Here is a 14,375-nt window from a genome sequence, read left to right as displayed (position 1 = left end):
CTATTCATGCCGGGCCTCGCTGCGCGCCGCGTGTCGGTCAGCGGGACGACCGCAACGCGTGTTTAATCGCCGGGTTCCTCGGTTACAATCGCCGCATGCGAATCCTGATCAGTAATGACGATGGTTATCTGGCGCCCGGCCTCGCCGCGCTTCACGAAGCGCTGAAGCCGCTCGCCGATATAACGGTGATGGCGCCCGAGCAGAACTGCAGCGGCGCGTCGAACTCGCTGACGCTGTCGCGGCCGCTTTCGGTGCTGCGTTCGTCGAACGGTTTCTACTACGTGAACGGCACGCCGACCGACTCCGTTCACATCGCGCTGACGGGCATGCTGGACCACACGCCGGACCTCGTCGTCTCGGGTATCAACAACGGCCAGAACATGGGCGAAGACACGCTCTATTCGGGCACCGTCGCCGCCGCGACCGAAGGCATCATGTTCGGCGTGCCGGCCATCGCGTTTTCGCTCGTCGACAAGGACTGGGCACATCTCGAAGACGCAGCGCGCGTCGCCGCTGAAATCGTCGCGCATTATCTCGGGCGTCCGCTGCCGGGGTGTCCGCTGCTGAACGTCAATATTCCGAATCTGCCGTACGACGCGTTGCGTGACTGGCAGGTGACACGGCTGGGCAAGCGCCATCCGTCGCAGCCCGTGATTCGCCAGACCAACCCGCGCGGCGAACCGATCTACTGGATCGGGCCGTCGGGCAGCGCGCGCGATGCCAGCGAAGGCACCGATTTTCACGCCGTCGCGAACGGCCATGTTTCGATCACGCCGCTGCAACTCGACCTGACCCACACGCAGATGCTGCCCGCGGCGCGCGACTGGGCGCGCGCCGGGAGCGGCGCTCAATGACGTGCGATCGCGCAAAGCGCTTTCCGCTCGGTCTCGCCGATCTCGTGCGTGAACCGCGCCGGCCCGAAGGCCGCGCGGGCGAGACGCGCGCGGTGGCGAGCGGCAAGCCGGGCGGCGCGAAGCCTGCCACAACGGCGGCCGTGAAGCCCGTGGCGCTGAAACCCGCGAATGCCACCCCTGCAACGGTCAAGCCGCTGCACGCGCGTCCGGCCGCCACGGTCGCCACGCCGGCGAGCAGCCATCCGGCAGTGGCGAGGCCCGCGGCCGCGCAACCCGTCATCGTTAAATCCGCGGCGGTCAAACCAGAGGCAGCCAGAGCGCCGGCGTTGAAACCGTCGACGGCCAGACCGTCCCAGATAAAACCGGCCGCTTCGCCTGCCGGGCGCAGTGCCGCGCCGAACGTCGCGCTCAGCAGCGCGATGGCGCTGACCTCGGAACGCGTTCGCGAACGCATGGTCGAACGCCTGCGAGCGAATGGCGTAACCGATCCGCGCGTGCTGAATGCGATGTCCGTCGTGCCGCGTCACATGTTCGTCGATCCCGGTCTCGCGACCCAGGCCTACGAAGATGCGGCGCTGCCGATCGGTCATCACCAGACGATCTCGAAGCCGTCGGTCGTCGCGCGCATGATCGAGCTGGCCGCGGCGGGCCGGCCGCTCGCGAACGTGCTCGAAATCGGCACCGGCTGCGGTTATCAGGCGGCCGTGCTGAGCCAGGTCGCACGCGACGTCTATTCGATCGAGCGTATCAAGCCGCTTTTCGAGCGCGCGAAGATCAACCTGCGGCCGTTGCGCATCCCGAACATCCGTCTGCATTACGGCGACGGCCGCGTCGGTCTGCCGGCGGTCGCGCCGTTCGATGCGATCGTGATTGCCGCCGCGGGCCTCGACGTGCCGCATGCGCTCCTCGAACAGCTGGCGATCGGCGGGCGGCTCGTCGCGCCGGTCGGCTCGCAGGAAGGGCAGTCGCAGGTGCTGACGCTCGTCGAGCGCGCGGGCCCCGCGCAGTGGCGCGAGTCGCGGCTTGATCGCGTTTTCTTTGTACCCTTAAAATCCGGAGTGATCTGAAACCGATGAGTATGTTGCGCGCGATGCAAACAACCAGCCTGAACGACTCGACCGTCATGACCATAGCCCGGCGTAGCGCATGCGTAGTCGCGCTCTCCCTGTTGACGGCCTGCGCGACGCGCTTTGACGCAGCGCCCGTCGTCGACCTCTCCGGTACGGGCGCAATCGGCACACAGGGCGGCGCGGCGACGCAGCCGGCCGTGCCGCTCGGGCCGCCGCCTCCGGGCTACTACCGTGTGAAGCCGGGCGATACGCTATACCGGATCGCGCTGGAGAACGGCCAGAACTATCGCGACATCGCGACCTGGAACAATCTGACGAACCCGAACCAGATCGAAGTCGACCAGTTGCTGCGCGTGGCGCCTCCGGGCGCGAACGTCGCCGCGCTGACGCCGGGTGTCGCCACGTCGCCGGTCGGCGGTGGTGGTGTGCAGGCCGCACCGCTTGGCGGTACCGCGGCCGGTGTGACGACGGGTGTCACCGCCGCGCCGCCGGTCTACGGCTCCGGCCTGACCGCGACGACACCGCCGGCAGCGACGCCGCAGACACCCGCAAGCGACGCCAGCACGGCGGCGAACGGCAACATCGTGTTTGCGTGGCCGGCGCGCGGACCGATCCTCGGCACCTTCGACGATGCGAAGAACAAAGGCGTGAATATCGGCGGCACGGCGGGCGAGCCGGTGAAGGCCTCGGCGGATGGCCGTGTCGTTTATGCTGGAAATGGGCTGCGCGGATACGGCAATCTCATTATCATCAAACATGACGCGACTTATCTCACCGCATATGCACATAACCGTGCTTTGATGGTAAAAGAGGGTGACGCTGTAACCCGCGGGCAGAAAATCGCCGAAATGGGCAACAGCGATTCGGACCGCGTAATGTTGCATTTCGAAGTTCGCCGGCAGGGTAAACCTGTCGACCCACTGAAGTATTTGCCGCCGCAATAAGCGATACGACCATGCCGAAACCGAAGCGCCGCCCGCCGCAAGCCGGAACTGAGACAGTCAGCCGCGCCACGCCTGTTTCGGTGGAAGACGGCAGCGCTGTGACCGACGACGACAGTGTGGACGAAATCGACAACGCCGCCGGTCTTGACGAGCGTCAGGCCGGCGGCGAAGACGGCGTTGACGCACGCGATGGCGCAAACGAAGCCCCGCCCGATGCGGACGATTTTCGCGCGCTCCTGCAGGCGGAGCTCACCGCCGACACGATCCAGCATTATCTGAATCGCATCAGCGTCAAGCCGCTCCTGACGGTCGAGGAAGAGCAGCGTTACTCGCGGCTCGCGAAGGCCGGCGAGTTCGAGGCGCGGCAGGTGATGATCGAGCGCAATCTGCGGCTTGTGGTCAGTATCGCCAAGGGTTATCTGAATCGCGGCGTGCCGCTGCTCGATCTGATCGAGGAAGGCAACCTCGGCCTCATGCATGCGATCGAGAAGTTCGATCCCACGCGCGGCTTCCGCTTTTCGACGTATGCCACATGGTGGATCCGCCAGAGCATCGAGCGCGCGATCATGAATCAGGCGCGCACGGTGCGCCTGCCGGTTCATGTGATCCGTGAGCTCAATCAGGTGCTGCGCGCCAAGCGCCACCTGGAAAAGAATTCGATGAATTCCGGTCCGGCGGCCGACCGCCGCGACGCCAGCATCGACGATATCGCCTACCTGACCGGCAAAACCACCGACGAAGTCACCGACATCCTCGCGCTGAACGAGCACACGGCGTCGCTCGACGCGCCGCTGGATCTCGACCCGGCGAGCAGCCTGCTCGATCTGCTATCGGACGACCAGAACCAGTCGCCGGATGCCGAGGTGCAGCACCGCGAACTCGAAACGCTGACGCGAGCATGGCTCGCGCGGCTGTCGGACAAGCATCGTCACGTGATCGAGCGCCGCTTCGGGCTGAATCACATCGAGCCGGCCACGCTCGAAGAACTCGCCGACGAAATGGGCCTCACGCGCGAACGCGTGCGCCAGATCCAGCAGGAAGCGCTGGTGCGCCTGAAGCGGTTCTTCGCCTCTAACGGTGTGCGCAAGGACGCCGTTCTGTAACCTGATGACACCTATTCTTGTTTTCGACATCGAGACGATTCCCGATGTCGCCGGCATTCGCCGGCTCGAAGGACTCCCCGCCACGCTGACCGACGACGAAGTCGCCGAACACGCCTTCGCCGCGCGTCGCGAGAAGACGGGGAGCGATTTTCTGCCGCATCATCTGCAGCGCATCGCGGCGATTTCGTGCGTGTTTCGCGACAACGCGGGTTTTCGCGTGCGCTCGCTTGGCACGCTGGCCGATGGCGAGCCAGCGCTGATCCAGTCGTTCTACCGGGTGATCGAGAAGTACACGCCGCAACTGGTGTCGTGGAACGGCGGCGGCTTCGATCTGCCGGTGCTCAACTATCGGGCGCTGGTGCATGGCATTCCGGCATCGCGTTTCTGGGATCTCGGCGAGGACGACCGCGATTTCAAGTGGAACAACTACATCAGCCGCTATCACGCGCGTCACACCGACCTGATGGACGTGCTCGCGATGTATCAGGCGCGCGCCAACGCGCCGCTCGACGCGCTCGCGAAGATGTGCGGCTTTCCCGGCAAGCTCGGCATGGACGGCGGCCAGGTGTGGCATGCGTTTCAGCAGGGCCACATCGAGGAAATCCGCAATTACTGCGAGACGGACGTGGTGAACACGTACCTGCTGTATTGCCGCTTCCAGTTGCTGCGCGGCGGTTTTTCCGCAGCGGAGTACGAGGACGAAATCGTCCTCGTCAAGAATGCGCTCGCGCAGGAACCGGCGGCGCATTGGGCCGAGTACCTGGCGGCGTTCGGCGAGGCGCCGGCCGGCTGACCGGTTTTGCCGGTTTGCCGCATGCCGGCCGGGCCAGTGGCGCTCGCGGCGTCCGCGGTGTTCGATGTGGCTGCCGGTCGTGCTTCGTCTACAATCTCGGCTTTCTCCACATGTCTGTCAGGAAGCCGCAGGTGTCTCGAACTTCCCATCATCGTTCGCGTAGAAACAGGTCCAGGTCCACGCCCATCAGAACGGCCGCCGGCGACGCGCCCGTTATTGCCCCCATTCTCGAAATCGAATCGCTCGACATGGAAGCGCGCGGCGTCGGCCGTACCGTCAATGAAGACGGCGAGCCGGGCAAGGTGATTTTCGTCGAAGGCGCACTGCCGGGCGAGCGCGTCAGCTATTTGAGTTATCGCAAGAAATCGAAGTTTGAGCAGGCGACGCTCGTCGACGTGCTGCGCGAAAGCGTGATCCGCACGAAGCCGCAGTGCCGGTTTTTCGGCACATGTGGCGGCTGCTCGATGCAGCATCTGGATATCCGCGCGCAGATTGCCGTGAAGCAGCGCGTGCTCGAAGACAACCTTTCACATCTCGCGAAGCTGCACCCCGAAACGGTGTTCCGGCCGATTCACGGGCCGTCGTGGGGCTATCGCTATCGCGCGCGCCTGACCGTGCGCGACATCGAGAAGAAGGGCGGCGTGCTGATCGGCTTTCACGAGAAGAAAAGCAGCTACGTCGCCGACATGACGAGCTGCGAAGTGTTGCCGCCGCATGTGTCGGCGATGCTGGTGCCGATGCGCCGTCTGGTGGAAGGGCTGTCGATCCGCGATCGCATGCCGCAGATCGAGCTTGCGGTGGGCGCGTCGGTGACGGCGCTCGTGCTGCGCGTGCTGGAACCCATCAACGCCGCCGACGAACAGCTGCTGCGCGATTTCGCCGATGCGCACAACGTGCAGTTCTGGCTGCAGCCGAAGGGACCGGAAACTGTCACGCCGTTCTATCCGCTCGACGCACAGCTGGATTACACGCTGCCGGAATACAACATCCGGATGCCGTTCAGGCCGACCGATTTCACGCAGGTGAACCACCAGATCAACCGCGTGCTGGTGAGCCGCGCGCTGCGCCTGCTCGCGCCCGCCGCGACGGATCGTGTGCTCGACCTGTTCTGCGGAATCGGCAACTTCACGCTACCGCTCGCGCGGGTGGCGAGGGAAGTCGTCGGTATCGAAGGCAGCGAAGTCCTGACGGCGCGCGCGCTCGCCAACGCCGAAGCTAACGGCGTGGCGGGTCATACGTCGTTCGCGTGCCGCAACCTCTTCGAAGTCACCGCCGATGACCTGCGCGGGCTCGGTCACTTCGACAGGTTTCTGATCGATCCGCCGCGCGAAGGCGCGCTGGCGGTGGCGAAGGCGCTCGCCGAGATCGCGCAGAGCGGCGACGGCCCGCTGCCGAAGCGTATGGTCTACGTGTCGTGCAATCCGGCGACGCTCGCGCGTGACGCGGGGCTGCTGGTTCACGAGGCGGGCTATCGCCTGAAGGGCGCGGGTGTGGTGAACATGTTCCCGCATACGTCGCACGTCGAATCGATCGCGCTGTTCGAGCGAGACTAGACGAGCGGTTTGCGCCAGTCTTCAGGAATGGTGCAAACCTTGAGGACGGACAACAATCCGGCCACCGCAAACAGAAACGCCACGGAATTCCGTGGCGTTTCTGTTTGACTCTGCTTGACCTGGCCCAGACTGGTCTAGAACTGCCACCAGGATTTTTTCGCACCCGGGCGAGCACGACCCGTGACGTACGGGCTGTCCGGGAAAGTGCCGGCCAGCACGCGCTTCGTATCGTCGGCCAGTTGCGGCTGGTCGAGCTTCTCGTACGACAGCATCATGATGTGCAGCGCGTCTTCGATCGCCGGAGCGTTCTTGTATTCCTTGATCGCGAGCTGCGCGCGATTGATGGCGGCCACGTACGCACCACGACGGTAGTAGTAGTCCGCTGCGTGTACTTCGTGCGAAGCCAGCGCATTCACGATGTAGCGCATGCGTTGCGCGGCATCCGGTGCGTACTTGCTGTTGGGATACTTGTCGACGACCACCTTGAACGCGTCATACGACTCGCGCAGCGACTTCGGATCGCGCTCGCTCATGTCCTGACCGGAGAAGCGGCCGAACAGACCCAGATCGTCGTTGAAGTGGATCATGCCCTTCAGGTAGTACGCGTAGGCGATGTCCGGGTGATCCGGGTGCAGCTGGATAAAGCGGTCGACGGCCTGGTCGGCGTTGGCGGCTTCACCGTCTTTCCAGCTGCAGTACGCCACGTTGATCTGCGCCTGTTGCGCGAAATGACCGAACGGGTCGCGACCTTCGAGCTGTTCGAAGTACTTCGCGCACTTGCCCCAGTCGCCGCCGGAGAGCGCGTCCTGCGCCTCCGTATATAATTTGTTGTTGGTCCAGACGGCTGTCTCGTCCGTCTTTTCGGGCAGGCCGTGGCAGGCTGCCACGATCGCGAGCGCTGCTGCACAGGCAAGATAACGGGCGACGTTTTTCATGCTGCGGGCCGCTTTCAGCGGCGCGGCGCGGCGGGTTGAATGTGCTGCCGCCTGTGTCGCTGCTTGTGCCGCCACTCGTGCCGTTGTTTGGGCCATATTAGTAATGATGTTCAAGGCTCGCATTTTCCAGTCTAGCTTTACGTCCAGGTGACCCAGACTCAATGACCCGCTCAAAAACTCCGGGTACCGCTGCCGGTACTCCGGATAGCAACAAAGATTATAGCCCAAGCGCCGAGCCCGACGACGCGCTGGCAGCCGATTCCCTCGACGACGATCTCGGCAGCGACGCACTTGTACCGCAAGCCGCGCAGATGGTGGCGGGCCGGCCGGTCGACGAAGCGCCGCGTATCGCGCAGGTGCCGGACGGCATGGCAGGCGAGCGGCTCGACAAGGTGCTCGCGAAAGTCTTCCCCGAATTTTCCCGTAACCGGCTGCAAAGCTGGATCGAGGCGCAACGTGTGCGCATCGACGGCGCGCCCGCGAAAATCCGTCAGCCGGTGCCGCTTGGCGCCACCATCGAACTGATTCCCGATCTTTTGCCCGAGCAGTTGGCATTCACGCCGGAGCCGGTGCCGCTCGACATCGTCTACGAAGACGACACGCTCGTCGTCATCAACAAGCCAGCGGGCCTCGTCGTGCATCCGGCGGCGGGCAACTGGGGCGGCACGATGCTCAACGGCCTGCTGTACCGCTATGGCACGTCGGCCGCCGGCCTGCCGCGCGCGGGCATCGTACACCGGCTCGACAAGGAAACCTCCGGGCTGATGGTCGTCGCGCGCACGCTCGAGGCGCAGACCGACCTCGTGCGCCAGTTGCAGGCGCGCACGGTGAAGCGGCGCTATCTCGCGCTCGTGTGGGGCAACATGCCCGAAACGGGCACGATCGACGCGCCGATCGGCCGCGATCCGCGCGAACGCACGCGCATGGCCGTGGTCACGAGCGCGGCGGGCAAGGCCGCGCGCACGCACTTCCGGCGCATCGATTCGACGATGTGGGAACGGCAGCCGGTGTCGGCGATTCATTGCGACCTGGAGACCGGCCGCACGCATCAGATCCGGGTGCATTGCGCGCACATCGGTCATCCGCTGCTCGGCGATCCGGTGTACGGACGCGCACGCGGCAAACGCTCGGTGACGCCGCTGCCGGATGGTTTCGCGCGCCAGGCGCTGCACGCGTGGCGTCTTGGGCTGATCCATCCGGAGACGGGCCGCTCGATGCAGTGGCGCGCGGACGTGCCGGACGACATGGCCGCGCTGTCGGCGGCCCTCGGCCTCGGCCGCGACGACGAAGACGCGTTCGACGACGAATACGGCGAGGAGTATGACAACGACGACGACGCTGATGACGAAGACGACGCATCCGCCAACCTGCCGCACGGCGACGATGAAGACACAGACGACACGGACGACGCACGATGAGCGCACCTGAGCTGACGTTTGCCGACGTGCTGCAACCCGCGTGGCAGGTCTCGCCGCGCGTGCGCTCACTCGTCACGACGCGTAACGGCGGCGTGAGCCGGCCGCCGTTCGGACGCTGGACGGATGGCGTCGATGCGCCTGGTGGCCTGAATCTGGGCCGTCGCGCGGGCGACGATCCCGAGGCCGTCGAAATCAACCGCGCGCGTCTTCTCGCGCTGACCGGCACGCCGGCGGCGTGGCTCGAGCAGATCCACGGCGCGCAGGTCGTGAACGCCGCCGACGTGCTCGAAGGCGCGCGGCGGGGCGCGGCGCCCGTGCGCGCCGACGCCAGCGTGACAGACCAGCCCGGCACGATGTGCATCGTGATGATCGCCGACTGCATGCCGGTGCTGCTGTGCGATGCGAACGGCCGCGCGGTCGGCGCGGCACATGCGGGCTGGCGAGGTCTCGCCGCTGGCATCGTCGAGAAGACCGCGGTGCGCGTCGCGCAACTCGCGGGAACCGGGCTCGAAGGATTGCATGCGTACCTCGGCCCGTCGATTGGACCGACGGCATTCGAGGTCGGGGCAGACGTGCGTGACGCCTTCATGAACGGTGTCGACGGTGCGCAACGCGACGCCACGTCGAAGGCATTCGTGCCGCGTGCTGAACGGCCCGGTAAATACCTCGCCGACCTTCCGGCACTTGCACGCATCCGTTTGAACCAGATCGGCGTGATGCAGATCACCTGCGCCGATGCCTGTACCGTGACTGAACGATCGCGCTTTTATTCATATCGACGCGATGCCGAAACGGGGCGCATGGCGGCGATGATCTGGCTCGCCGGGTGAGTTGATTGAGCGTGTTGCGAACGGATCGAAAGCGCGCGGCACGCTGCCTGACTGGAGTGCCGCCGGTGTTTCGTGCCGGCAATTTTGCTGCGCCGCCGGATTCGCGTCCGGCCGTGCGACCGATAACGCTCGTCAGGTGAACGGGCTAGCACAAAAGACTGCATAAAAACGCGGTCGAGACGCCAATAGATGTAAAACAACCGCGCATTCACGTCGCTTTTACGATTATCCAGTGCGTTGACAAATCGCGATTTCAATGCCCGTTAAAAGGACATGGGGAAAACGATAATTAAAAAAATATCGCACTGCGGCAGAATCGGCTTCAAGCATTGACATGCCTTGCAATGGGGAGCAAGAATGTTCCTCACCACGGGACAGGGCGTGACGAGGTCGCGAGCAATCGCCCACGTGCGCAATCACCTGCCTCTCAACCAGTCCGTCAGGACTTACCGGTCAAAGCAGGTATGGCTGCATCAAAACGTTCTACGACTTCTTCCCGTAAGGCCGCGAAACCGGATGCCGCACAACCGCAGGCCGCACCCGATACCGCAGCTTCTCCCGCCGGGATGCAGCAGATGTTCGACGCCTGGATGAATGCATGGCGTGCGGCCGGCAGTGCGGCCCAGCCCGCGGAAGGTGCCGCGGCGGCCAGGGCCGCAGCGCCCTGGTGGACGGGTGCGGGTTTCGGTGCGAACGGTTCGCCGTTCCCGATGCCAGCCATGCCACAGATGCCGGCCATGCCATCATTCGCCGGCATGCCGGGGGCGGCGGGTGGGCCGGGTGTGTCAGGCGGGCCATTCCCCGGCATGCCCGATTTCAGCAAGGCAGTGTCGTCGATGTCGCCGTTTGCCGGGTTGAACATGCCGTCGGCGGCGATTCCGCCTGAGCGTCTTCAGCAACTGCAGTCGGACTATTCGCGCGAAGCGCTGCAACTGATGCAGCAGGTCACCGATGCAAAGCCAGCCATCCCCGAACTGAAAGACCGGCGTTTCAGCGCCGACGCATGGAGCGCGACACCCGCGTATGCGTTTACCGCTGCGTGGTATCTGCTGAACGCACGCTATCTCCAGGAACTCGTCGACGCAATCGAGACCGATGCGAAGACGCGTGAGCGCATCCGCTTCGCCGTGCAGCAATGGACCGCGGCGGCTTCGCCGAGCAACTTCTTCGCGTTGAATCCCGAAGCGCAAAAGACGCTGCTCGAAAGCCAGGGCGACAGCCTGCGTCAGGGCGTGATGAACCTGCTGGGCGACCTGCAGCGCGGCAAGATTTCGCAGACGGACGAATCCGGCTTCGTGGTCGGCAAGAATCTCGCGAACACCGAGGGCTCGGTTGTCTTCGAAAACGAGCTGCTGCAACTGATCCAGTACAAGCCGCGTACGGCAACGGTGCGCGAGCGGCCGTTGCTGATCGTGCCGCCGTGTATCAACAAGTTCTACATTCTCGATCTGCAGCCGGAGAATTCGCTCGTCGCGCATGGTCTCGATTCGGGGCATCAGGTGTTCCTGATTTCGTGGCGCAACGCGGATGCCTCGATTGCCCACAAGACGTGGGACGACTACATCGGTGACGGTGTGCTCGCCGCGATCGAAACCGTTCGCCAGATCAGCGGACGTGAGCAGATCAATACGCTTGGCTTTTGCGTCGGCGGCACGATGCTCGCCACCGCGCTTGCCGTCGCGGCCGCGCGGGGCGAACATCCGGCTGCGTCGCTGACGCTGCTCACCGCGATGCTCGATTTCAGCGACACCGGCGTGCTCGACGTGTTCGTCGACGAGTCGCATGTGAAGATGCGCGAGCAGACGATCGGCGGCATGGGGGGCGCGAAGCCTGGCCTCATGCGCGGCATCGAGTTCGCGAATACGTTTTCGTTCCTGCGGCCGAACGACCTCGTGTGGAATTACGTCGTCGACAACTACCTGAAGGGTCGCACGCCGGTGCCGTTCGATCTGCTCTACTGGAACAGCGATTCGACGAACCTGCCGGGTCCGATGTATGTCTGGTATCTGCGCAACACGTATCTCGAGAACAAGCTGCGCAAGCCGGGCGCGCTGACCGTGTGCGGCGAGCCGGTCGACCTCTCGCGTATCGATGTGCCGACCTTCATCTACGGTTCGCGTGAAGACCATATCGTGCCGTGGCAAACGGCGTACGCCTCGGTGCCGCTTCTCGCGGGGCCGGTCAGGTTCGTGCTCGGCGCGTCCGGACATATCGCGGGCGTGATCAATCCGCCCAGAAAGAACAAGCGTAATTACTGGGTGCTCCAGGACGAAGCGAAGAACCTGCCTGAGACAGCCGACGCCTGGTTCGAACAGGCTGCCGAAGTACCCGGCAGCTGGTGGCCGGAGTGGACGGCATGGCTCGACCAGTACGCCGGAAAGAAGGTGAAGCCGCGTGCCGGGCCTGGCTCGGCCGCGCATCGCGAAATCGAACCCGCGCCGGGTCGCTACGTGCTTCAGCGCGACTGACAGCGAAGGGGAGCCGCGGCAACGGCGGCAGCAGCAACGGAAACCGCAATCGAAGCAGGCAACAATCGAAGTAGATGGATTTTTAACTTGACGGGCTGCGAAGTGTCAGACCGTAACGCCCGAAGGAACTGAAAATGACTGATGTTGTGATCGTATCGGCCGCACGTACTGGAGTCGGCAAATTCGGCGGGTCGCTGGCGAAAATCGCCGCGCCTGATCTTGGCGCGACGGTTGTCCGCGCGGTTCTCGAACGTGCGGGCCTGAAACCCGAGCAGATCAGTGAAGTCATCCTCGGTCAGGTGCTGACGGCGGGCTCGGGCCAGAACCCGGCGCGCCAGGCGCTGATCAAGGCCGGACTGCCGGCGGCCGTGCCGGGCATGACGATCAACAAGGTGTGCGGCTCGGGCCTGAAAGCCGTGATGCTCGCTGCCAACGCGATCATCGCGGGCGACGCGGATATCGTCGTCGCCGGTGGGCAGGAAAACATGAGCGCGGCGCCACACGTGCTGCCGGGCTCGCGCGACGGCTTTCGCATGGGCGATGCGAAGCTCATCGACAGCATGATCGTCGACGGCCTGTGGGACGTGTACAACCAGTACCACATGGGCGTCACCGCGGAAAACGTCGCGAAGGAACACGACATCACGCGCCAGCAGCAGGACGCGTTTGCCGCGCTGTCGCAGAATAAGGCGGAAGCCGCACAGAAGGCCGGCCGCTTCGATGATGAAATTGTCCCGGTCGAGATTCCGCAACGGAAGGGCGATCCGGTACGCTTCGCGACCGACGAATTCGTGCGCCACGGCGTGACCGCCGAATCGCTCGCAGGCCTGAAGCCCGCGTTCTCGAAGGACGGCACCGTCACGGCCGCGAACGCGTCGGGTCTGAACGACGGCGCGGCAGCCGTGGTCGTGATGTCGGCGAAAAAGGCCGAGGCGCTGGGCCTCACGCCGCTCGCGCGCATCAGGGCATACGCGAGCGCGGGCGTCGATCCGAAGGTGATGGGCATGGGTCCGGTGCCGGCGTCGCGCCGCTGTCTGGAGCGCGCGGGCTGGAGCGCATCGGACCTCGACCTGATGGAAATCAACGAAGCGTTCGCGGCGCAGGCGCTCGCCGTGCATAAACAGATGGGCTGGGACACGTCGAAGGTCAACGTGAACGGCGGCGCGATCGCGATCGGTCACCCGATCGGCGCGTCCGGTTGCCGGATTCTCGTCACGCTGCTGCACGAAATGCAGAAGCGCGATGCGAAGAAGGGTCTCGCGTCGTTGTGTATCGGCGGCGGGATGGGCGTGGCGCTGGCAGTCGAGCGCTATTGACGCCGGATGGCGGTTGTCCGTGCGGCGCGGCGTTGCTTGGAGCAACGTCGCAATGCGTGGGTGGCGCCGTCATGCGGTTCGCGCGCAGGCGCCCGTCGCGGCTATCGAGGTCGGCCGGGATTCGCGCAGGGCAGAGGGCACGGAGACAGTAGTGGCGAGGAAAGAGGCTGCCCGTTGATATCGGCGGGCACCGGCAGGCACCTCGCACAACGATAATGGAGTGTGGTTTATGTCACAGCGAATTGCGTATGTAACGGGCGGGATGGGTGGCATTGGCACGAGCATCTGCCAGCGGCTGCACAAGGAGGGCTTCAAGGTGGTCGCGGGCTGCGGCCCGAAATCTCCACGTCGTGAGAAGTGGCTGGGCGAGCAGAAGGCGCTCGGGTACGACTTCATCGCGTCCGAAGGCAACGTCGGCGACTGGGATTCGACCAGGCAGGCGTTCGACAAGGTGAAGGCCGAAGTGGGCGAGATCGACGTGCTGGTCAACAACGCCGGCATCACGCGTGACGTGGTGTTCCGCAAGATGACGCATGAAGACTGGACGGCGGTCATCGACACCAACCTCACGAGCCTCTTCAACGTGACGAAGCAGGTGATCGACGGCATGGTGGAGCGGGGCTTTGGCCGCATCATCAATATTTCGTCGGTGAACGGACAGAAAGGCCAGTTCGGACAGACGAACTATTCGACTGCGAAGGCCGGCATTCACGGCTTCACGATGTCGCTGGCGCAGGAAGTGGCCACGAAGGGCGTGACGGTCAACACCATTTCGCCGGGCTATATCGGCACGGACATGGTGAAATCGATTCGCCCCGATGTGCTGGAAAAGATCGTGGCGACGATTCCGGTGCGCCGTCTTGGGCATCCGGACGAAATCGGCTCGATCGTGGCGTGGCTCGCGTCGGACGAATCGGGTTTTTCGACAGGCGCCGATTTTTCATTGAACGGCGGCCTGCATATGGGCTGATCCTGCTCGCGCCCCGTTCCGGCGGGGCGTTGCGGATCAGATGGTTCCGGCGGCGTCTCGCGTTGCGCAAGCAAGGGTTCGATTGCGCGTGCGACGGGCGCCGTTTCTGCGCTTCCGGGCG

General features: G+C 64.6%; 12 protein-coding genes. 11 read left to right on the top strand and 1 reads right to left on the bottom strand.

Annotation, left to right across the window (positions count from 1 at the left end):
• The first annotated feature begins 95 nt into the window (after positions 1 to 95).
• The 6 genes from surE (at position 96) to rlmD (ending at position 6,317) form a co-directional block, all read left to right on the top strand.
• The gene (gene surE / locus BLV45_RS12070) at positions 96 to 854 is read left to right on the top strand and encodes a 5'/3'-nucleotidase SurE (protein ID WP_090533194.1); all 759 of its coding nucleotides are present in this window, start codon (positions 96 to 98) and stop codon (positions 852 to 854) included.
• Positions 851 to 1,921: a protein-L-isoaspartate(D-aspartate) O-methyltransferase gene (locus BLV45_RS12065; RefSeq protein WP_090533192.1), complete on the top strand. Its 1,071-nt coding sequence runs from the start codon at positions 851 to 853 to the stop codon at positions 1,919 to 1,921. Before surE ends, BLV45_RS12065 begins: the two co-directional genes overlap by 4 nt.
• 5 nt (positions 1,922 to 1,926) lie before the next feature.
• Positions 1,927 to 2,868, top strand: coding sequence for a peptidoglycan DD-metalloendopeptidase family protein (locus BLV45_RS12060; RefSeq protein WP_090533190.1), 942 nt, complete (start codon positions 1,927 to 1,929; stop codon positions 2,866 to 2,868).
• Positions 2,869 to 2,879: 11 nt separating this feature from the next.
• Positions 2,880 to 3,971: an RNA polymerase sigma factor RpoS gene (rpoS, locus tag BLV45_RS12055; protein WP_090533187.1), complete on the top strand. Its 1,092-nt coding sequence runs from the start codon at positions 2,880 to 2,882 to the stop codon at positions 3,969 to 3,971.
• Positions 3,972 to 3,975: 4 nt separating this feature from the next.
• Complete coding sequence (locus BLV45_RS12050) at positions 3,976 to 4,764, top strand: 3'-5' exonuclease (protein WP_090533185.1); 789 nt, start codon at positions 3,976 to 3,978, stop codon at positions 4,762 to 4,764.
• Positions 4,765 to 4,949: 185 nt separating this feature from the next.
• On the top strand, positions 4,950 to 6,317 hold the full coding sequence (rlmD, locus tag BLV45_RS12045; RefSeq protein ID WP_245753247.1) for a 23S rRNA (uracil(1939)-C(5))-methyltransferase RlmD: 1,368 nt from the start codon (positions 4,950 to 4,952) through the stop codon (positions 6,315 to 6,317).
• Between the two features lie 134 nt (positions 6,318 to 6,451).
• On the opposite strand, the gene BLV45_RS12040 is transcribed toward rlmD, so the two are convergent.
• The gene (locus tag BLV45_RS12040) at positions 6,452 to 7,252 is read right to left on the bottom strand and encodes an outer membrane protein assembly factor BamD (RefSeq protein WP_090533856.1); all 801 of its coding nucleotides are present in this window, start codon (positions 7,250 to 7,252) and stop codon (positions 6,452 to 6,454) included.
• Between the two features lie 161 nt (positions 7,253 to 7,413).
• Between BLV45_RS12040 and BLV45_RS12035 the strand changes: the two genes are divergently transcribed.
• From BLV45_RS12035 to BLV45_RS12015, 5 genes are all read left to right on the top strand, one after another.
• Positions 7,414 to 8,670, top strand: coding sequence for an RluA family pseudouridine synthase (locus BLV45_RS12035; protein WP_090533181.1), 1,257 nt, complete (start codon positions 7,414 to 7,416; stop codon positions 8,668 to 8,670).
• Complete coding sequence (gene pgeF / locus BLV45_RS12030) at positions 8,667 to 9,500, top strand: peptidoglycan editing factor PgeF (protein ID WP_090533178.1); 834 nt, start codon at positions 8,667 to 8,669, stop codon at positions 9,498 to 9,500. Before BLV45_RS12035 ends, pgeF begins: the two co-directional genes overlap by 4 nt.
• Positions 9,501 to 10,066: 566 nt before the next feature.
• Entirely contained in the window at positions 10,067 to 11,968 is a 1,902-nt protein-coding gene (gene phaC, locus BLV45_RS12025; RefSeq protein ID WP_176954159.1) for a class I poly(R)-hydroxyalkanoic acid synthase, read from the top strand.
• Positions 11,969 to 12,102: 134 nt separating this feature from the next.
• Positions 12,103 to 13,284 (top strand): acetyl-CoA C-acetyltransferase, encoded by a 1,182-nt coding sequence (locus tag BLV45_RS12020; protein WP_090533174.1) that lies wholly within the window; start codon positions 12,103 to 12,105, stop codon positions 13,282 to 13,284.
• 229 nt (positions 13,285 to 13,513) lie between these two features.
• Positions 13,514 to 14,254, top strand: a complete 741-nt coding sequence (locus BLV45_RS12015; protein ID WP_090533172.1) for a 3-ketoacyl-ACP reductase — start codon at positions 13,514 to 13,516, stop codon at positions 14,252 to 14,254.
• Positions 14,255 to 14,375 lie beyond the last annotated feature (121 nt).

The sequence above is a fragment of the Paraburkholderia sartisoli genome (assembly GCF_900107685.1).
GTDB classification, from domain to species: Bacteria; Pseudomonadota; Gammaproteobacteria; order Burkholderiales; family Burkholderiaceae; genus Paraburkholderia; species Paraburkholderia sartisoli.
This window is presented reverse-complemented; position numbering and strand designations above follow the sequence as displayed.